Source organism: Lentzea sp. HUAS TT2 (assembly GCF_051853195.1).
Lineage (GTDB): Bacteria > Actinomycetota > Actinomycetes > Mycobacteriales > Pseudonocardiaceae > Lentzea.
On record NZ_CP196667.1, the window covers coordinates 3,646,989 to 3,665,030 of the forward strand.

Sequence of the window (18,042 nt, forward strand, 5' to 3'; positions counted from 1 at the left end):
GGCGATTTAGGGTGGAGGCATGGCGAACCGACTTGCGGACGCGACCAGCCCCTACCTGCTGCAGCACGCGGACAACCCGGTCGACTGGTGGCCCTGGTCAGCGGAGGCGTTCGAGGAGGCACGACGGCGCAACGTGCCGGTGCTGCTGTCCGTCGGTTACGCGGCCTGCCACTGGTGTCACGTGATGGCGCACGAGTCGTTCGAGGACGCTGACGTGGCCGCGTTCCTGAACGCGAACTTCGTGTCGGTGAAGGTGGATCGCGAGGAACGTCCGGACGTCGACGCCGTGTACATGGAGGTCACGCAGGCCATGACCGGCCACGGCGGGTGGCCGATGACGGTGTTCCTCACGCCGGACTCACGGCCGTTCCACGCGGGCACCTACTACCCGCCGTCGCCGCGGCCGGGCATGCCGTCGTTCACGCAGGTCATCGAGGCCGTGTCGGCGACGTGGGCCGCGCGGCCCGGCGAGATCCTGGAGTCCGCCTCCGCCGTGGTGGAGGAGATCTCGCGGCACGCCGCGCCGCTGCCTCCGTCCGCTGTGGACTCGGATGCGCTGGCGGGCGCGGTGGTCTCGCTGCTGGGCGAGTTCGACCGGCGCAACGGCGGATTCGGTGGTGCGCCGAAGTTCCCGCCGTCGATGGCGCTGGAGTTCCTGCTGCGCCACCACGAACGCACCGGCTCGCTCGAAGCCGTCTCGATGGCGACCGCGACGGCCGACGCGATGGCCAACGGCGGCCTGTACGACCAGCTCGGCGGCGGGTTCGCGCGCTACAGCGTCGACGCGTCGTGGGTGGTGCCGCACTTCGAGAAGATGTTGTACGACAACGCTTTGCTGCTCCGCTTCTACACGCACCTGACGCGGGTGACGGGGTCTGAGCGCTACGAACGGGTCGCGCGGGACACGGCTTCGTTCCTGCTGCGCGATCTGCGCACGGCCGAGGGCGGGTTCGCGGCCTCGCTGGACGCGGACACCGAGGGCGTCGAGGGCCTGACCTACGTGTGGTCGTTCGAGGAACTGGGCGACGCGGCGGCTGCGTTCGGCGTGACCTCCGAGCCGAACTTCGAGGACGGCAGGTCGACGTTGCGGTTCGTGTCGGAGCCGGGGGAGGAGGTGCGGTCCGCGTTGCTGGCGGTGCGTGCCGCGCGGCCGCAACCGGGCCGTGACGACAAGGTGGTCGCCTCCTGGAACGGCATGGCGATCGCCGCGCTGGCCGAGGCGGGCGCGTTCTTCGGTGAGCCGTCGTGGATCGCGGCGGCGTCGGACGCGGCGTCGTTGCTGGCCACGGTGCACCTGGTCGAGGGCAGGCTGCTGCGGACCTCGCGGGACGGCGCGGCGGGCCCGTCGTTCGGCGTGCTGGAGGACTACGGCTGCGTCGCCGACGGACTGCTGGCGTTGCACCAGGTCACCGGCTCGATCCGGTGGCTCGACCTGGCGTGCGGGCTGCTGGACACGGCTCTCGCGCGCTTCGCCGTCCCCGGCTCGCCCGGTGCCTACTACGACACGGCCGACGACGCCGAGGCTCTCGTTCGGCGTCCTGCCGACTCGACCGACAACGCGTCTCCCTCCGGTGCGTCTTCGCTGGCCTCAGCCTTGGCGACGGCATCGTTGCTGTCGGGCGCCGACCGTTCCTCGCTGTACTTCACGGCCGCCTCGGAGGCCGTCACGCGGGCCGGTCTGCTGGCCGCGCGGGCGCCGCGGTTCGCGGGCCACTGGCTGACCGTCGCCGAAGCACTGGTGGCCGGCCCGTTGCAGGTGGCCGTGGTGGGTGCGGACGACTCACGACGCGCGTCGCTGTGGGCCGCAGCGGTCGCTCATGTGCCCGGAGGCGGCGTCGTCGTGGCCGGTGAGCCTTCATCCGCGCCGTTGCTGGAAGACCGGCCGTTGGTCGACGACGGCCCTGCGGCGTACGTGTGCCGTGGCTACGTGTGCGACAGGCCCGTCGTTTCGGCAGAAGCGCTGGTCACTTCGCTGACGGCGAACACCACCACGTGATTGCAGGCGTAACGTCGGTTACAACGTAATCATGTAATCAGAGGTGGTCGAAGTGGGACGTGGATGGCGAGGACGAGGCGGGTGGCAGCAGGCTGACCTGCCCCCGGCCGACGACGCGGCGGCGTGGTTCGCGGGAAGGCTCCCGGACGGCTGGTTCGCCGGCGCCCCCGAGGTGATCATCGACCGCGAGGAGATCACGGTCGTGGGCACGCTGCCCGCGCTCGAGGGCGAGTTCGACGACGCCTCGCGCGCCGCGGCCGAGTCGGGCCGCATCGCGCGCTGGCGTGAGGACACCCGTGAGGAACGGATCGAGATCGCCCGGCAGGCCGAGCACCGCTACGGCCGCAAGGTCGCCTGGGGTGCCGTGCAGGGCGGCACGCGCGAACTGTTCACGCACCTGGCCGTGCCGGTCATGACGCGCCTGCGTCAGCCAGAACGCCAGGTGCTCGACACGCTGGTAGCCGCCGGCGTGGCCCGCTCACGCGCAGACGCACTGGCATGGGCCGTGCGCCTGGTCGGAGAACACGCGGACACATGGCTCGACGAACTGCGTGACGCCATGTCGAAGGTCGACGATCTCCGCTCGCAGGGGCCGGATCTGGCCTAATCTGCCCGGCGTGGATCTGATTTCGGCCGCGGAAGCGGTCGTCCGGGACGAGCCGGGCGCGTTCGAGAAGTTCGTGGACGAGGCCCAGGGCCGTGAGCCCGACGAGATGTCGGCGGCGGCCCTGGTGCTGTCCTCGTCGCCGGACGTCCAAGTCAACGAACTGCTCGGCAACCTGCTCTTCTACATCGGCGCGTGCGACGCGTTGGAACCGTTGGTCCTGCGCGTCGTGGAAGCCTACGAACGCGGCGAAGGCGAAGCCTGGGAGCGCGCACTTCTGTTGCCTCTCCAGGACGAGGACGTCCGCGCCGGTCTGCCGCACCGCGAGCGCCTTCTTGCCGCCGTACCAACCGATTCGTGGCTCTACGGCCTGCTGATGGTCGTGGACCTCGAACCGCTGCTGGTGCTGCATCGCCCCAGTGGCAACGGTTTCGAGGTGACGATCGGCGGCCTCGGCGACAACTTCCAGCTCCACACGCTGCTCGCGTACCGCCTTGTTCCCGAGCACGTGCCGGGCGAACCGCCGCTGGACTCGTGGGTGGAGGCGGCGTCGGTGGGCCCGGACCTCGAACCCGAGGGCGGGATCCGCGGCCAGTTCCAGCTCTCCGACGCGTTCGGCGACACGATCTGGAACGAGGGCCGCCCGTCGGACATCCCGGTGTTCGAGGGCCGCCGCGTCGTCGTGCTCGACCCGCCGCCGTACCAGCGGTCGTGGAACGCGGGCCGCGTCTACCCGATGATGACGCCGCTCGTCGACATCACCCGCGTGCTGCCCGCCGACGAGGCAGCCTCCTGGCTCGCGAAGGTTACCTCGTGAGTTTTGCGGGCTACGCAAGGAAAGTCCTCGACACGTCGCTGCCGCTGGGGAGTCGCGTCAACGCCTTCGCCAGGTGTCTGGGGCACTACCACCCGATCGGCTACGAGGCGTCGTTCAGCTTTCTCCGGTTCGTGGCGGGGGACTTCAACCATGACCCGGCCGCGTTGCCGAGGGCGATGGAACTGCTGACCGCCAGCTACACCGCCTGGCAGGCCGAACTCCGCGCCTACGCCGTGCTCCGCCGGCACGCGAAGCGGCTGGGCTACCGCGTGCCGCACCCGTCGGCGGTGAACCCGAGCCGGCCTTCGCACTGGTACGGCGCACCGCACGAGGCCGCCCTTCACGCCGTGTGGGTCTGGTACTCGAAGGGCGCCTCTGCGGACATCGACGTGCACAGCCTTGCTGTCGCATTGCTGGAGCGGGGGCGGTTCACGGCGGCGCAGCGGGAGATCTTCGAGCAGGTCCTGGCCGAGCCGGGCGAGTCGCGGGGGATCGTCCGGCAGATGGCCGTGGTGGTCGGCAACTCCTGAAGATCGTTACGGCGCAACGACTTCAGCAGGAGTGTCAGACCCGTTCGCTATTGTTGATTTTGGGGGTACCCGGCCCGAGTCGTGTGTGTGGTGGGTGCCCGTTGGTTCGTGCGCGGCGTTCGCGTCGTGTGCTGCGTGTGGTTCGAGTGCGGCCGTTGGCTCCTGCGTACCTCGCCGAAGCCCGATGACGCACCCGAGCGCGACCGTGGTGACGCCGGCGACGGACACGAGCGTGAGCTCCTGCGCGCCCAACAACACAGAGGTCGCCAGGCCCGACACCGGCATCAACCCGATGAGCACGCCCGCGCGGTCGGACCCCAGACGGTTCACGGCGAAGTACCAGAGTCCGAAGGCCAGCGCGGTCACCACCACGGCCAGCAATGCGAGGGAGAAGCCCTGCCGTGCGTTCGGCATCTGCCAGCCGCCGACGAACGTGCCGAGCACGGCGCCGATCACCGTCGCCAGGATGCACGTCCACGTGGCCACGCCGAGCACACCAAGGCGCCGTACGACTCCCACGGCGAACAAGGTGAAACAGACCTCACCGGCCATCGTGACCAATGCCAGCGCAAGGCCGGGACCGTGCCACGAGCCGCCGCCGGACAACAGCACGATGCCTGCCGCCACCACCACAGCGCCGACAACGGCGGATGCGGTTCGTTGGCGGGAGAGCAGTGCCAGTGCGATGGGCGCGCCACCCATGACGGCGGCGACGAAGCCCGGTTCCGCGTACTGCTGAGCGGCGATGAGCACGGCGTTGAAGCCGAGCATGCCGGTGATGACCACGCCGAGCAACGGCGGGATGTCACGCCACGAAGGCATGGGCAGACGGCGTGCCACCAGCAGCAACACGGCCGCGCCGAGGGCGTAGCGCATGGCCTGTCCTGTCAGGACCGGGTAGCCCTCGAGCATGCCCGTGATCGGCACCGACGCGCCGACGATCGTTGCCGCTGTCGCTCCCGCGGCCACCCCGAGTTTCATGCCTCAGAGCCTTGCGCCGGACTGGTCCAGGTTTAAGCTCCACTTCAATGGCCACGAACTGGACCACTTTTCGCGAGCTGCTGTTGCCCGGGCATCAGCGGCGCCGTGGCGTGGAGGTCGAGCTGCGCCGGGCGATCCGGGACGGGCGGCTGCTGCCGGGCACGCGGCTGCCGTCGAGCCGGGACCTGGCCGCGCAGCTGGAGGTGGCGCGCGGGACCGTCACGTCGGCGTACACGCAGCTCGTGGCGGAGGGTTACCTCACCACGCGGCGCGGGTCGGGGACGACGGTCGCGAGCCTCGGACCGGCCGGCGCGTGCGGTGTGCCGGAGCCGCCGCAGCGGTGGCGGTACAACCTGCGGCCCGGCCTGCCCGCGCTGGGTGCCTTCCCCCGCGCCGAGTGGGTGGCGGCGCATCGGGCGGCGCTCGCCGATCTCCCCGACGACGACCTCGCCTACCCCGACCCGGCCGGTTTTGTGGGACTGCGCAAGGAGATCGTCGACTACCTGTCCCGCGTCCGCGCGGTCGTCACCAAGGACGCGGTGATCACCAACGGCGCGGCGGACGGGTTGCAGCTCACCGCCCGGATCCTGAACGGCAGCATCGCGATCGAGGAACCCAGCCACTTCGGCGGCGAGCACCTGTTGCAGTCGCACGGGCTCAACACCGTGCCGGTTGCCGTGGACGACAAGGGAATCCGGGTCGACCTGCTGTCCAAAACGGACTGCAAAGCGGTGCTGGTCACTGCGGCACACCAGTTCCCGCTGGGCGTGGTGCTGCATCCGGAACGGCGGCGGGCGCTCGTCGACTGGGCGCGCGAGCGGGACGCGTTGATCATCGAGGACGACTACGACGCCGAGCACCGCTACGACCGGCCGGCGTTGAGCGCGTTGCAGGCGCTCGCACCCGAACACGTGGTGTACCAGGGGACGACGAGCAAGGTGCTGGCGCCGGCGTTGCGGCTCGGATGGCTCGTGGTGCCGGAACGCCTGCGCGAAGGCATCGTGCGACACAAGCAGTACAACGACATGGGCACCGCCACGATCCCACAGGCCGCGCTCGCGCACCTGTTGCGGACGGGCGGCTATGACCGGCATCTGCGCCGTACGCGCGCGCTCTACCGGAAGAGGCGTGACGCGCTGTTGGAAGCCGTTGCGGAGCATCTGCCCGCATGGCAGCCCATCGGCGTCGCGGCTGGGTTGCACGTCGTGCTGCGCATGCCGGACGGGACGGACGACCTCGCGTTGAAGAGCAGGCTCGCGGAGCGTGGCGTGAACGTCTGGGCGTTGGCGCAGTACACGCGCACGCCCATGTGGCCCGGTCTGGTGCTCGGGTACGCGTCGCTCACCCCTGACCGCCTGCGTGAGGCGGTCAGGGAGATCGCGGACGTCGCCGTCGCTTAGAGGATGTGCTCGCGCTTGGCGCTCGTGTCGGCGCCGAGGATGTGCTCGCGGTCGCCGGTGTCGGGACCGGACAGTGCCGCGACGGCGACGAACAGCAGAGCGGCAGCGATGAGAACACGCATGGCGCGGTAAACCCCCAGGTAGAACGGTTGACCCTGTCAGCCTAGTCCGCGCCTCCAGAAATTGTCAGTGCTCGGGTGCACCATGAGACCTGTGCTTCTCTCCGAAGTGGTCGACACGTCAGCCGCGGTGGCGGCGACCCGGTCGCGCCTGGCCAAGGTCAAGGCGCTGTCCGCGTTGCTGCGCGCGGCGACGGCGGACGTAGTGGTCGCGGTGGTGTCGTTCCTCATCGGCACACCGCGGCAGGGACGCATCGGCGCAGGCTGGCGCACCGTGATCGATCTGTCGGTGCCTCCGGTCGCCGGCGCCGAACTGACCATCGCCGAGGTCGACGCGGCGCTCGCCGAGGTGGCCGCGACGTCCGGCAAGGGCTCGGCGCAGCGCCGGGTCGACCTGCTGACGGCGCTGTTCGGGCGTTCGACGGAGGCGGAGCAGGATTTCTTACGCCGGTTGCTCACCGGCGAGCTCCGTCAGGGCGCGCTGGAGGGCGTGATGCTGGACGCGATCGCCTCCGCGGCGGACGTGCCGGGCGAGACCGTGCGGCGCGCGTTCATGCTGTCCGGCCGGTTACCGGAGACCGCGGTGGCCGCGCTGGAGGGCGGCGCCCCGGTGCTGGAGGCGTTCCGGCTGGAGGTCGGCCGGCCCCTGCGGCCCATGCTGGCCTCACCGGCGGAGTCGCTGGACGAGGCGCTGGCCGAGCTCGGCAGCGTCGTGGTGGAGCACAAGCTCGACGGTGCGCGCATCCAGGTGCACCGCTCCGGCGACGAGGTCCACGTCTACACGCGCACGTTGCGCGAGATCACCAAGACGGTGCCGGAGCTCGTCGAGCTCGTACGGGGCCTGCCGTGCACGTCGGTGGTGCTCGACGGCGAGACGCTGGCGCTGACCGACGAGGGGAGACCGCGCCCGTTCCAGGAGACGATGAGCAGGTTCGGCGCGCAGGACGAACGCGAGCTGCTGCTGCACCCGTACTTCTTCGACTGCCTGCACCTCGACGGCAAGGACCTGCTCGACGAGCCGTTGCGCGACCGCCTCGCCGCACTGCGGCAGGTGGCGGGCGAGCAGGTCATCCCCGGTGTGCTGGACCCGTCACCGGAGGAGGCGGCGAACGTCGTCACGGCGTCGCTGTCCGCCGGCCACGAGGGCGTGATGGTGAAGTCGCTGGCCTCGCCCTACGCGGCAGGCCGCCGCGGCAGCGCCTGGCAGAAGGTGAAGCCGGTGCACACGCTCGACCTGGTCGTGCTCGGCGTCGAGTGGGGCAGCGGCCGCCGCCGCGGCTGGCTGTCGAACCTGCACCTGGGCGCCCGCGACCCGGACGGCGGCCCGCCCGTGATGGTCGGCAAGACCTTCAAGGGCCTCACCGACGAGCTGCTGAAGTGGCAGACCAAGGCCCTGCAGGAGATCGCGGCCGAGCAGAACGACTGGGTGGTCATGGTCCGCCCGGAGCTGGTGATCGAGATCGAGCTGGACGGCGTGCAGGTCTCGCCGCGCTATCCCGGTGGCGTCGCGCTGCGGTTCGCCCGCGTCGTGCGCTACCGCCCGGACAAGGACCCGTCGGAGGCCACGACGATCGAGGAGGTGAGGGCGCTTCTGCCTGCCGCACAACCGAATCCCAGGGCTGACGGCCGCTAGGTTGGCGGTGTGGGGGAGAACCAGGAGCTCGGGCGCGCTTACGTCGAGCCGGACGACTTCGCGCAGTGGACGGAGTTGGACCGCGGCGCGACGCTGAGCTGGTACGACGGACGGGTCCTCGCCGTGCAGGACTTCGGCAAGACGGTCCGCGTCGTCCTGCCGATCAGCCTCGACACCGGAGAATCGGTGCGGATCGAGGTCTGGGTCGTGCACGACTTCGGCGACGGAGGCGAGCTCGCCGCGGAGCTCGAAGCAGGGGACTGGAGTGGAGCGACGGCCCAGGGCGTCCTGCTCAACGTGGTCGAGCCCTGGCCGGAGGTCTACGGCGCCCCGGTGACGTTCGCCGGGGAACCAGGCGAGTGGCTGCCCCGCATCACCGGTTCCGAGCACCCCGTCCTGCACCGCGTCCTCACCGAGAAGTGGCCGGTCAGCGTGCTCGCGCTGGGGCGGTTCTGGTTCGAAAATCGAGTGCGGCCGTCAGCGCCCGGCAATAGCGTCAAGCCAGTGACCGACGCATCCGCGCTGCTCAGCGCATTCGACACCCAGGCCCGCTCCGCCGAGTGGGAGGCGTATCCCGGCGCCGTGCAGGACTCGGAGGTGTTCCGGGTCGCCTGGGACCACCGCCGCGGTTTCGTCTCGGGCCCGCCGGACCTCCGCGTCGACGGCGCCGAGCTCGACGCGGTGATCGCACGCCAGCGCGACTACTTCGCCGCCCGCGGACAGGCCGTCGAGTGGAAGACCTGGGGCCACGACAAGCCCGCTGACCTGCCGCAACGGCTGGAGGCGGCCGGGTTCGTCTCCGAGGGCCGCGAGACCGTGCTCGTCGGGCTCGCCGAGGAGATGGCCGGGCCGGTCCACCTCGGGGACGGCATCGTCCTGCGCGAGACCAAGGAGGAGGCCGACCTGCATCGGCTGGCCACCACCGCCACGGAGGTGTTCGGCAGGAACAGCTCCTGGCTCGTCGACTACCTGCTGGAGAAGAAGGACGACCCGAACACGGTCGTCGTGGTCGCGGAGGCCGGTGGTCAGGTCGTGTCGTCGGCGCGGCTGGAGATCGTGCCGGGCACGGAGTTCGGCGGGCTCTGGGGTGGCGGCACGCTGGAGCAGTGGCGGGGCAAGGGCATCTACCGCGCGCTCGTGGCGCACCGGGCGCGCGTCGCGCTCGAACGCGGCATCAAGTACCTGCAGGTCGACGCGTCGGAGGACAGCCGGCCGATCCTCGAACGCCTCGGGTTCGTGGTGGTGACCACGACCACCGGTTACGTCTGGGAGCCGAGCCCCCTGCCCAAGTGAGACGCTGCGGGTATCGTGGAAGCACGTGCGGTTCATCGAAGGGCATCGACCCTCTTACGACCTGACCTACGACGACGTGTTCCTCGTTCCCGGCCGCAGTGCCGTGGAGTCCCGGTTCGGCGTCGACCTCTCCACTTCGGACGGCACCGGGGCCACGATCCCGATCGTCGTCGCGAACATGACGGCCGTGGCCGGGCGGCGGATGGCGGAGACCATCGCGCGGCGCGGCGGGCTCGTCGTCATCCCGCAGGACGTGCCCACGGAGGCCGTCGCGGAGATCATCGCGTGGGTCAAGGAACGGCATCCCGTGTGGGACACGCCGTTGACGCTCACCACGGGTGACGCGGTGGCGGACGCGTGGAACCTGTTGCACAAGCGGGCGCACGGGGCGGTCGTCGTCGTGGACGACGGTGGGCGGCCCCTAGGTGTCGTGGACGAGGCGGCGCTCACCGGGGTCGACCGGTTCGCGCGGCTCGGCGACGTCATGAACACCGACGTGCTGAAGCTGTCGCTCGACTCGCGGCCCCAGGACGTGTTCGACGAGCTGCACCACAGCGCGCACAAGATCGCGCTGGGAGTGGACGACTCGCTGCGGCTCAGGGGTGTGCTGACCGAGCTGACGGCGCTGCGGGCCGAGGTCTACCAGCCGGCCACGGACGACGAGGGGAGGCTGCGGGTAGCGGCGGCCGTCGGGGTCAACGGGGACGTGCGGGCCAAGGCCGAGGCGTTGATCAAGGCCGGGGTGGACGTGCTCGTCGTCGACACCGCCCACGGGCACCAGGAGAAGATGATCGCGGCGCTGAAGGCCGTGAAGGAGGCGAACCCGGACGTGCCGGTGGCGGCGGGCAACGTCGTCACCGCGGAGGGCGTGCGGGACCTGGTCGCGGCCGGCGCCGACATCATCAAGGTCGGTGTCGGGCCCGGCGCCATGTGCACCACGCGGATGATGACCGGCGTCGGGCGGCCGCAGTTCAGCGCCGTGGCCGAGTGCGCCGCGGAGGCGCGCAAGCTCGGCAAGCACGTGTGGGCCGACGGTGGTGTGCGGCATCCGCGCGACGTGGCGCTGGCGTTGGCGGCAGGGGCCAGCAGCGTGATGGTCGGCAGCTGGTTCGCGGGGACGTACGAGTCGCCGGGGGACCTGCAGCGCGACGAGCGCGGGAACCTCTACAAAGAATCCTTCGGAATGGCGTCGAAGCGTGCCGTGACGGCGCGGACGCGGGGAGACAACGCGTTCGAGAGGGCCAAGAAGGGGCTGTTCGAAGAGGGCATCTCCACGTCGAAGATGCGGTTGGACCCGGTGCGCCCGAGCGTGGAGGACCTGCTCGATGCGATAACGTCCGGCGTTCGCTCGGCCTGCACGTATGCCGGTGCGAACTCTCTGGAGGAATTCCACGACAAGGCTGTGCTCGGCATCCAGTCCGCCGCTGGATTCGCGGAAGGAAGGCCGTTGCCAGGGGGATGGTGAGAAAGTGGACGAAGCGGTCTCGGTAAGAGATCTCCGCAAAGTCTATAAAACGGGGCAAAAACCCGCGGTGGACGGATTGAGTTTCGAGGTCCACCGGGGTGAGGTCTTCGGATTGCTCGGGCCCAACGGCGCGGGCAAGACGACCACGGTCGGTGTCCTCACCACGCGCGTCCGCCCCACCTCGGGGCAGGCGCTCGTGGAGGGCGTCGACGTCGTGGCCGACTCCAAGCGTGCGCGGCAGTTGCTCGCCGTCGTGCCGCAACGCAACAACCTCGACCGGTCGCTCAATGCGCGCCAGAACCTGTTGTTCCACGCGGCCTACCACGGCATCGGTCCGAAGGAACGCGCGAAGCTCGCCGACGACATCATCGAGCGGATGGGCCTCAAGGACCATCAGAACGCGCTCGTCGACACGTTGTCCGGCGGTCAGGCGCAACGGCTGATGATCGCCCGTGCGCTGATGCACCGCCCCAAGGTGCTGTTCCTCGACGAACCGAGCACCGGCCTCGACCCGCAGGCCCGGCTCTTCGTCCACGAGCGCATCGCCGCACTGCACGCGGACGGCGTCACGGTCGTCCTCACCACGCACGACATGGACGAGGCCACGAAGCTGTGCGACCGGGTCGGCATCGTCGACCACGGCAAGCTGCTGACGCTGGACGCGCCGGACGAGCTCACGAAGACCCTGCCCGGCAGCAACACCGTCAGCGTCACGGTGAGCCCCAACGGCCACGACATCGCCAAGATCACCCAGGCTCTGTCCGAAGTGGACGGCGTGCAGCGCGTGGAGGAACTGAACGGCATGTACCGCGTCTTCACCGACGCCGACACCGCGATCACGCTGCCCGCCGTGCTGAACGTCCTGCGGGACCTCGACGTCACGGTCAGCGACGTCGCGATCGGCAAGCCCAGCCTGGAAGACGTCTTCATCCACCTGACCGGCAGGGAGCTTCGGTGAGCCAACTCAGGACGTTCCGGGCGATCCTGTGGCGCGACGTCTTCGTCACGGGCCGCGAGCTGCCGAGCTTCCTCGCGCAGGTGATCATCCAGCCGTTCTTCATCCTCTTCATCTTCGCGAAGGTGCTGGGGGACATCGGGTACGTGCAGGGCGACTTCGCGCAGGTGCTGTTACCGGGCATCATCGCGATGAACGGGTTCCTGGGCGCGCTGCAGAACACCACGCTGCCGTTGGTTCTGGACTTCTCGTGGACGCGCGAGATCGAGGACCGGCTGCTCGCGCCGATCTCGATCCCGCTGGTCGCGGTCGAGAAGATCGTGTTCGGCGCGGTCCGCGGGTTCTTCGCGGCCGTGCTGATGGTGCCCGTCGGTTTCGTGATGCTCGACGTGTCGTGGGCATGGTCGGGGATTCCCGGTGCGTTGCTGGTGATCATCCTGGGATGCCTCGCCGGCGGCAGTGTCGGGCTCGTCATCGGCACCTCGGTGCCCGCGCGCCGGGTCAACGTGATGTTCGCGGTGATCCTCACGCCGATCCTGTTCACGGGCTCCGCGCAGTTCCCGTGGCGGTCGCTCAGCGACGACCTGCTGTGGTTCAAGGTGGTCTGCGCGCTGAACCCGCTGACGTACGTGAGCGAGGGCATGCGCGCGGAGTTGGTGCCGGACGTGCCGCACATCCCGTTGCCGATCGTGCTGCTGGTCCTCGTCGTGGCCATCGCGGGCTTCGGCGGGCTCGGCCTGCGCGGCTTCATGAAACGGGCCCTGGACTAAAGAGAACGGCCCCGCGCAACGACTGCGCGGGGCCGTTCTCGTTCACGGCACTGCTATGAGGCGTAGTCCTCCAGCATCTCGGTGACGAGGGCCGCGATCGGCGAACGCTCCGAGCGCGTCAGCGTGACGTGAGCGAAGAGCGGGTGGCCCTTCAGCTTCTCGATCACCGCCGCCACGCCGTCGTGCCGGCCGACCCGCAGGTTGTCGCGCTGCGCCACGTCGTGCGTCAGCACCACCCGCGAGTTGCTGCCCAGACGCGACAGCACGGTCAGCAACACGTTGCGCTCCAACGACTGCGCCTCGTCCACGATCACGAAGGAGTCGTGCAGCGAGCGGCCGCGGATGTGGGTGAGGGGCAGGACCTCGAGCATCCCGCGGTCCATCACCTCTTCCACGACCGCCTGGCTCACCAGCGCGCCGAGGGTGTCGAACACCGCCTGCGCCCACGGCCCCATCTTCTCGCTCTCGCTACCCGGCAGGTAACCGAGCTCCTGGCCACCGACCGCGTACAGCGGCCGGAACACCACGACCTTGCGGTGCTGCCTGCGCTCCATCACGGCTTCGAGACCGGCGCACAGCGCCAGTGCCGACTTGCCGGTGCCCGCACGTCCGCCCAGCGAGACGATGCCGACCTCGGAGTCCAGCAGCAGATCCAGTGCGATCCGCTGTTCGGCGGACCTCCCGTGCAGTCCGAACGCCTCCCGATCTCCGCGCACCAGCTTGATCTGCTTGTCCGCGGTCACCCGGCCCAGAGCGCTCGAGGTGCCCGCCAGCAACCGGATCCCGGTGTGGCAGGGCAGTTCCGCGATGTGCTCCAGGTCCTCGAACTGGGTGGGGTCGACGACGTTCTCCTTGAACAGGCTGTCCACCAGGGACTGTGGAACGTCCAGATCGGACATTCCCGTCCAGCCTGACAGGGTCACGTCGTGCGCCCGGTACTCCTCCGCCTGCAGGCCGACCGATCCGGCCTTGACCCGCAGCGGCATGTCCTTCGTCACCAGGGTGACGTTGCGCCCCTCAGCAGCGAGGTTGAGGGAGCACGCGAGGATTCGGGCGTCGTTGGAGTCCGTTCGGAAACCTGATGGCAACACCTCCGGGTCGGAGTGGTTGAGCTCGACGTGCAAGGTGCCTCCCAGATCCCCGATGGGGATCGGCGAATCGAGGCGACCATGCCGCAAGCGCAGGTCGTCGAGGAGGCGCAGGGCTTCCCTCGCGAACCAGCCCAGTTCGGGGTGGTGGCGCTTGCCCTCCAGCTCGCTGATCACCACGAGCGGGAGCACGACCTCGTGCTCCGCGAAACGGGTGGCGGCGAGAGGATCGGACAGCAGTACCGACGTGTCCAGCACATATGTCGTGATGGCTGGGGCGGCGGACTTGCGCCGGGAGGAAGAACTGCGCGATGAGCCTGAGGAACGGCTCGCGGGACGTCGTGCGTTCACGGCAACTCCCTCACGAACGCGGCACCCGCGTCCGCTCCTCGCTGGGCCAGGCACCACCCTGATTGATCGTCTTGCCCTCCGCCGGTGTGGCGTCAGGCAGGTCGACCACGAGGGCCGGGTGCCGGCCCCCTCGCGACGTTGTCTGCCACGATCAGAGCCTCCCTGCGCGGTCCGCAGTGGTCGCGTCCCGCCGCTTTTGAAGTTACCTGCGGAAGTGCCCCATCTGCACGAAGCCACACAGGTGAATCCGAATTCGTCATCTGCCCGCAAACATCCCGAAACGTGACCACAAGCGTGTTTCCGCTGGTCAGATGCTGTTCTCGTGGGTGTTGCGCGCCAGCCACGACAAGCCGTCCCTGACCTGGGATTCGAGTGATTTCGGCACGAGAGGCTCGTCGAGAAGCCTCAGATAGCGGGAGTCGAGCGTTTCGCCGGGTGCGCGGACGTCGAGCCAGGCCCTTACGAGACGCACTCCTTCGACGTATGTCGTGGTGTACGCGCGCCACAGCGGATCGGCCAAAAAGCGGACCATTTGCCGTGCGCGACGGTCGGGGACTAGCAGCCACCTGCGCAGATACGCAACCACGTCATCCTGATCCGCACCCCGATCGTGTAGCAGCAGAGCGGCGTCCTGCCGGACCGTGAGCAGGCCCGATGCCGCCGACTCGACCTTTTCGGACAGTTCGCCGTCCATTCGCAACCCGAGGTCGCCGAGGATCCGCTCCGTCCACACGCCCCAGCCGGGCCCGACCGCGGCGTGCAGGCCGAGGTCCGCCATGCCCTCCGCCATCAGGCACTGCGGCGTGTTGATCAGGAAGATCGACTGCTCCGCGTGGCCGCGCTTGGCGACCAGGCCGGCCTCCTTGCGGCAGTGCTCGGTGTGGTGGCCCGGGTAGGACTCGTGCGCGACCAGGTGCGGCAGGTTCGACATGCGGTGGCCGAGGTCGGCGTTGACCGCGACCCGGCTGCGGTAGCCGCCGAGGTAGTAGTTGAAGCCGCTCCACGGCTTGTTCGTGACGACCCGGTACTCCACGATCTCCTGCTCGGGCAGCGCGTACTTCTGGCGCACCCGGTCCCTCAGGGCGCTCGACAGGGCCTGTACGACGCCCTGGAGCCTGCGTGCGGGCACCTCGTCGGCGGTTCGGAAGGCCGTGAGCCGGTCGGCGAGCGAGCCCGGCCCCTCGAGCACCGCGGCGAGGTTGCGGTGGGCCTGCGCGTACGCGTCCTCGTCACCGGGACGGATGCGGACCTGGAAGTACTGCTGGACCTCGTCGACGAACGAGATGCGCTCGCCGTCGAGCTTGCGCGCGGTGCACTCCAGCGCCCTCAGGTGCGCGTCGAGGAACTGTTTGCGCTGCTCGGTGAGGTCGCTGCCGGGAACCTCCGCGCGCAGCAGCCGCGCGTGGTCCCCCAGTGCCCTGGGGTGCAGGCGCGGCTCGTTGTCGACGGCGCGGCTCAGTGCCGGGTCGCCGGTGAACGAGTCGACGAACCCGGACACCAGGCGCCCGAGCCGCAGCCCCAGCACCAGATATCCGCGCACCAGCTCGTTGGCGTCCATGAGTCGGAGAGCGTAGAGCGTCTACCACAGCGTCTTACTCGCGACCGAATCGTGAATCGACGACCACCTGATCGGGGAATGTTGTTGATCTTGCCGTCACACAATGGGGTCACGCGGGCCGCCTTTTTGGATCAATGCCTATAGCGTTTCCGCCCGGAGACCCCACCGCTCCGGAGATCCCCGAAGACTCCGGAAATGACGGGGATAACCCGACATGAAGGAGAATCACATGAAGAAGGCCTGTGCCGTGGTTGCCGCTGCAGCCGCGCTGTCGCTCGCGTTCGCCCCGGCCGCCATGGCCGGCGAGGGCCACGGTGGACACCACTGGAAGAACGGCCCCCTGCTGGTTCTGCTGAACGGCAACAACCTCAACGGCACCATCGGTGCGTGTGGCAACAACGTCGGCGTGCTGGGTGGCGCTGTGCCGATCAACTCGCCGTCGATCACCGAGACCTGCGCCGCCGGCGGCATCGTCGACGAGGGCTGATCTCCCTTTTAGCTCTACGTCTGGGGGCGTCATTTCTGGCGCCCCCAGACGCGTTTTTTCCCCGTTTTAAACCTTCATGAGGAGAAATATCGTGCTGAAGAAGGCTGCTGCCGCCCTCGGCGTTGCTGCTGCGTTCGTTGCCGTCGGTTCCCCCGCGATGGCCGCTCCCGGCCACCACTGGGTCAACGAGCCGCTGCTGGTCGTCGGCAACGCCAACAACCTCAACCTCACCGGTGGCGTGTGCGGCAACAACGTCGGCGTGCTCGGCGCGGCGGTTCCGGTGAACTCGCCCTCCATCACGGAGACCTGCGCGGCCGGCGGCATCGAGGACGGCGCCGAGTGGGGCTACGACGACTGATCTCGTCGTCGACGCACTTCAGGGGCGCCCACCTCGCGGTGGGCGCCCTTTTGCGTCAGCTGCCGTACCTGCGGTGGCGCTTGGCGTACTCGCGCATGGCCCGCAGGAAGTCGGTGCGCCGGAAACCGGGCCAGTAGGCCTCGCAGAACCAGAACTCCGAGTGCGCGGACTGCCAGAGCATGAAACCGGAAAGCCGCTGCTCACCGGACGTGCGGATGATCAGGTCAGGATCCGGCTGACCGGACGTGTAGAGGTGCTCCGCGATGTGGTCGACATCGAGCACCTCCGCCAGCTCCTCGATGGTGCCGCCACGCTCGGCGTGCGACTGCAGGAGCTTCCGGACGGCGTCCGCGATCTCCTGCCGCCCGCCGTACGCGACGGCGACGTTGACCTGGATGCCCGTGCGGTTCTTGGTGCGCGCCGCGGCGTTCGTGAGCCGCTCGGCGTGCTCCTTGGGCAACATGTCGATGGCGCCGACGTGCCGGACCCGCCACGGCTTGCCGTCGCCGGCCAGCTCGTCGGTGATGTCCGCGATGATGTCGAGCAGCGGCGCCAGCTCTTCGTTGTCGCGGTTGAGGTTGTCGGTGCTCAGCATCCAGAGGGTGACGACCTCCACTTTGGCGTCACCACACCACTCGAGCAGCTCGAGAATCTTGCGCGCGCCGGCCCTGTGACCGTGCGCGACGTCGGTGAAGCCGGCTTCCCTGGCCCACCTGCGGTTGCCGTCGAGAACCACGCCCACGTGCTTGGGTGCCTGAGGCGTGGCGCTCAGCTCACGTCGGAGGATCCACTCGTAGAGGTGGATAGCGACGTCTTTCACACGGGTGCGGAGTGCCACGTCCGAACAGCGTACGCCGTGCAAGGTTCATCACTGAGTACTGGTCGGAAACCTACGGTCGCGTAACCTAGGTACCTGTGACCACTGCAACCGTTCCTCCTCAGCCCGGACTGCGGCCGCGCCTGCGTGGATGGCTGCACCTCTGGTCGTTCATCGCTTCGGTGGCGACAGGCGCGACGCTCATCGCACTGGCGGCGTCCACGGTGTCCGCCCGCGCCGCCCTCGCCACCTCCGTCTACGGCCTGACAGTTCTGGGCCTGTTCGGTGTCTCGGCGCTGTACCACCGCGTCACGTGGAAGTCCGAACGCGTGCGCACGTGGATGAAGCGGCTCGACCACTCGATGATCTTCGTGTTCATCGCCGGTACCTACACGCCGTTCGCGCTGCTGGCGATGGATCCTGGGACCGGGTCGACGGTGCTTCTGGTCGTGTGGATCGGGGCTTTGCTCGGGGTCACGTTGAAGCTGGCTTGGCCGCATGCGCCTCGGTGGCTCGGGGTGCCGATCTACATCGCTCTGGGGTGGGTCGCGGTTTTCGTTCTGCCTGAGTTGTTGCACCACGCTGGGGTTGCTGCGTTGGTGCTGTTGCTGGTGGGTGGTGCGCTGTACACGGTGGGCGCGGTGTTCTACGCGACTCGGTGGCCGAATCCCTGGCCTCAGGTTTTCGGGTATCACGAGTTCTTCCACGCTGCGACTGTGGTTGCGGCTATCTGCCACTACATCGCCATCTGGCTCGCGATGTACTCCTGACCTGGCGTTTTCCCAGGTTGCTGGTCTTGTCAGGCCGTTTCCAGGCCGAG

The 18,042-nt window shown here is 69.0% G+C and carries 18 protein-coding genes; 13 read left to right on the forward strand and 5 right to left on the reverse strand.

Translation table 11 applies throughout. The annotated features are described in order from the left end of the window. The first annotated feature begins 19 nt into the window (after positions 1-19). Genes ACSHWB_RS18410 through ACSHWB_RS18425 form a run of 4 tightly spaced genes read left to right on the forward strand, consistent with a single transcriptional unit; the run spans position 20 to position 3,947 of the window. Positions 20-1,996 (forward strand): thioredoxin domain-containing protein, encoded by a 1,977-nt coding sequence (locus tag ACSHWB_RS18410; RefSeq protein ID WP_439663236.1) that lies wholly within the window; start codon positions 20-22, stop codon positions 1,994-1,996. A gap of 52 nt (positions 1,997-2,048) precedes the next feature. Next, complete coding sequence (locus ACSHWB_RS18415; RefSeq protein WP_439663237.1) at positions 2,049-2,603, forward strand: hypothetical protein; 555 nt, start codon at positions 2,049-2,051, stop codon at positions 2,601-2,603. A gap of 10 nt (positions 2,604-2,613) precedes the next feature. Further along, positions 2,614-3,417, forward strand: coding sequence for a hypothetical protein (locus tag ACSHWB_RS18420; RefSeq protein ID WP_439663238.1), 804 nt, complete (start codon positions 2,614-2,616; stop codon positions 3,415-3,417). Next, entirely contained in the window at positions 3,414-3,947 is a 534-nt protein-coding gene (locus ACSHWB_RS18425) for a hypothetical protein (RefSeq protein ID WP_439663239.1), read from the forward strand. Before ACSHWB_RS18420 ends, ACSHWB_RS18425 begins: the two co-directional genes overlap by 4 nt. 6 nt (positions 3,948-3,953) lie before the next feature. Here ACSHWB_RS18425 and ACSHWB_RS18430 read toward each other — a convergent pair whose 3' ends face one another. Beyond that, complete coding sequence (locus ACSHWB_RS18430) at positions 3,954-4,928, reverse strand: DMT family transporter (protein ID WP_439663240.1); 975 nt, start codon at positions 4,926-4,928, stop codon at positions 3,954-3,956. Positions 4,929-4,975: 47 nt separating this feature from the next. Between ACSHWB_RS18430 and ACSHWB_RS18435 the strand changes: the two genes are divergently transcribed. Beyond that, positions 4,976-6,328 carry a PLP-dependent aminotransferase family protein gene (locus ACSHWB_RS18435; RefSeq protein WP_439663241.1) on the forward strand — a complete coding sequence of 451 codons (1,353 nt, stop codon included), beginning with the start codon at positions 4,976-4,978 and terminating at the stop codon, positions 6,326-6,328. Here the strand turns inward: ACSHWB_RS18435 and ACSHWB_RS18440 are convergent. After that, positions 6,325-6,450 carry a hypothetical protein gene (locus tag ACSHWB_RS18440; RefSeq protein WP_439663242.1) on the reverse strand — a complete coding sequence of 42 codons (126 nt, stop codon included), beginning with the start codon at positions 6,448-6,450 and terminating at the stop codon, positions 6,325-6,327. The two genes, ACSHWB_RS18435 and ACSHWB_RS18440, sit on opposite strands and share 4 nt — an antisense overlap. A gap of 91 nt (positions 6,451-6,541) precedes the next feature. Here ACSHWB_RS18440 and ACSHWB_RS18445 point away from each other — a divergent pair, with 91 nt between their 5' ends. Genes ACSHWB_RS18445 through ACSHWB_RS18465 form a run of 5 tightly spaced genes read left to right on the forward strand, consistent with a single transcriptional unit; the run spans position 6,542 to position 12,563 of the window. Then, positions 6,542-8,080, forward strand: coding sequence for an ATP-dependent DNA ligase (locus ACSHWB_RS18445; protein WP_439663243.1), 1,539 nt, complete (start codon positions 6,542-6,544; stop codon positions 8,078-8,080). A gap of 9 nt (positions 8,081-8,089) precedes the next feature. Then, positions 8,090-9,373: a GNAT family N-acetyltransferase gene (locus ACSHWB_RS18450; RefSeq protein ID WP_439663244.1), complete on the forward strand. Its 1,284-nt coding sequence runs from the start codon at positions 8,090-8,092 to the stop codon at positions 9,371-9,373. 25 nt (positions 9,374-9,398) lie between these two features. Further along, positions 9,399-10,838, forward strand: coding sequence for a GuaB1 family IMP dehydrogenase-related protein (locus ACSHWB_RS18455; RefSeq protein ID WP_439663245.1), 1,440 nt, complete (start codon positions 9,399-9,401; stop codon positions 10,836-10,838). A gap of 4 nt (positions 10,839-10,842) precedes the next feature. After that, positions 10,843-11,796, forward strand: coding sequence for an ATP-binding cassette domain-containing protein (locus ACSHWB_RS18460; protein WP_439663246.1), 954 nt, complete (start codon positions 10,843-10,845; stop codon positions 11,794-11,796). After that, a complete protein-coding gene (locus ACSHWB_RS18465; protein WP_439663247.1) occupies positions 11,793-12,563 on the forward strand; it encodes an ABC transporter permease in 771 nt (256 codons plus the stop codon). The genes ACSHWB_RS18460 and ACSHWB_RS18465 overlap by 4 nt, the downstream gene beginning before the upstream one ends. A gap of 53 nt (positions 12,564-12,616) precedes the next feature. Here the strand turns inward: ACSHWB_RS18465 and ACSHWB_RS18470 are convergent, their stop codons facing one another. Together ACSHWB_RS18470 and ACSHWB_RS18475 are read right to left on the reverse strand one after the other, a co-directional pair. Continuing rightward, the gene (locus tag ACSHWB_RS18470) at positions 12,617-13,921 is read right to left on the reverse strand and encodes a PhoH family protein (protein ID WP_402910872.1); all 1,305 of its coding nucleotides are present in this window, start codon (positions 13,919-13,921) and stop codon (positions 12,617-12,619) included. 388 nt (positions 13,922-14,309) lie between these two features. Continuing rightward, positions 14,310-15,560: a DUF885 domain-containing protein gene (locus tag ACSHWB_RS18475; RefSeq protein WP_439663248.1), complete on the reverse strand. Its 1,251-nt coding sequence runs from the start codon at positions 15,558-15,560 to the stop codon at positions 14,310-14,312. Positions 15,561-15,789: 229 nt separating this feature from the next. Here ACSHWB_RS18475 and ACSHWB_RS18480 point away from each other — a divergent pair, with 229 nt between their 5' ends. Together ACSHWB_RS18480 and ACSHWB_RS18485 are read left to right on the forward strand one after the other, a co-directional pair. Next, positions 15,790-16,047 (forward strand): hypothetical protein, encoded by a 258-nt coding sequence (locus tag ACSHWB_RS18480; protein ID WP_285643532.1) that lies wholly within the window; start codon positions 15,790-15,792, stop codon positions 16,045-16,047. 91 nt (positions 16,048-16,138) lie between these two features. Further along, entirely contained in the window at positions 16,139-16,405 is a 267-nt protein-coding gene (locus ACSHWB_RS18485; RefSeq protein ID WP_439663249.1) for a hypothetical protein, read from the forward strand. Positions 16,406-16,460: 55 nt separating this feature from the next. Here the strand turns inward: ACSHWB_RS18485 and ACSHWB_RS18490 are convergent, their stop codons facing one another. Then, on the reverse strand, positions 16,461-17,243 hold the full coding sequence (locus tag ACSHWB_RS18490; protein ID WP_439663250.1) for an isoprenyl transferase: 783 nt from the start codon (positions 17,241-17,243) through the stop codon (positions 16,461-16,463). Positions 17,244-17,320: 77 nt separating this feature from the next. Between ACSHWB_RS18490 and trhA the strand changes: the two genes are divergently transcribed. After that, complete coding sequence (trhA, locus tag ACSHWB_RS18495) at positions 17,321-17,992, forward strand: PAQR family membrane homeostasis protein TrhA (protein WP_439663251.1); 672 nt, start codon at positions 17,321-17,323, stop codon at positions 17,990-17,992. The last annotated feature ends 50 nt before the right edge of the window (positions 17,993-18,042 follow it).

Coding starts and splice junctions, on each gene's coding strand:
- ACSHWB_RS18480 (WP_285643532.1), top strand. CDS start 15,790: ATGAAGAAGGCCTGTGCCGTGGTTGCCGCTGCAGCCGCGCTGTCGCTC.
- ACSHWB_RS18435 (WP_439663241.1), top strand. CDS start 4,976: ATGGCCACGAACTGGACCACTTTTCGCGAGCTGCTGTTGCCCGGGCAT.
- ACSHWB_RS18440 (WP_439663242.1), bottom strand. CDS start 6,450: ATGCGTGTTCTCATCGCTGCCGCTCTGCTGTTCGTCGCCGTCGCGGCA.
- ACSHWB_RS18410 (WP_439663236.1), top strand. CDS start 20: ATGGCGAACCGACTTGCGGACGCGACCAGCCCCTACCTGCTGCAGCAC.
- ACSHWB_RS18430 (WP_439663240.1), bottom strand. CDS start 4,928: ATGAAACTCGGGGTGGCCGCGGGAGCGACAGCGGCAACGATCGTCGGC.
- ACSHWB_RS18475 (WP_439663248.1), bottom strand. CDS start 15,560: ATGGACGCCAACGAGCTGGTGCGCGGATATCTGGTGCTGGGGCTGCGG.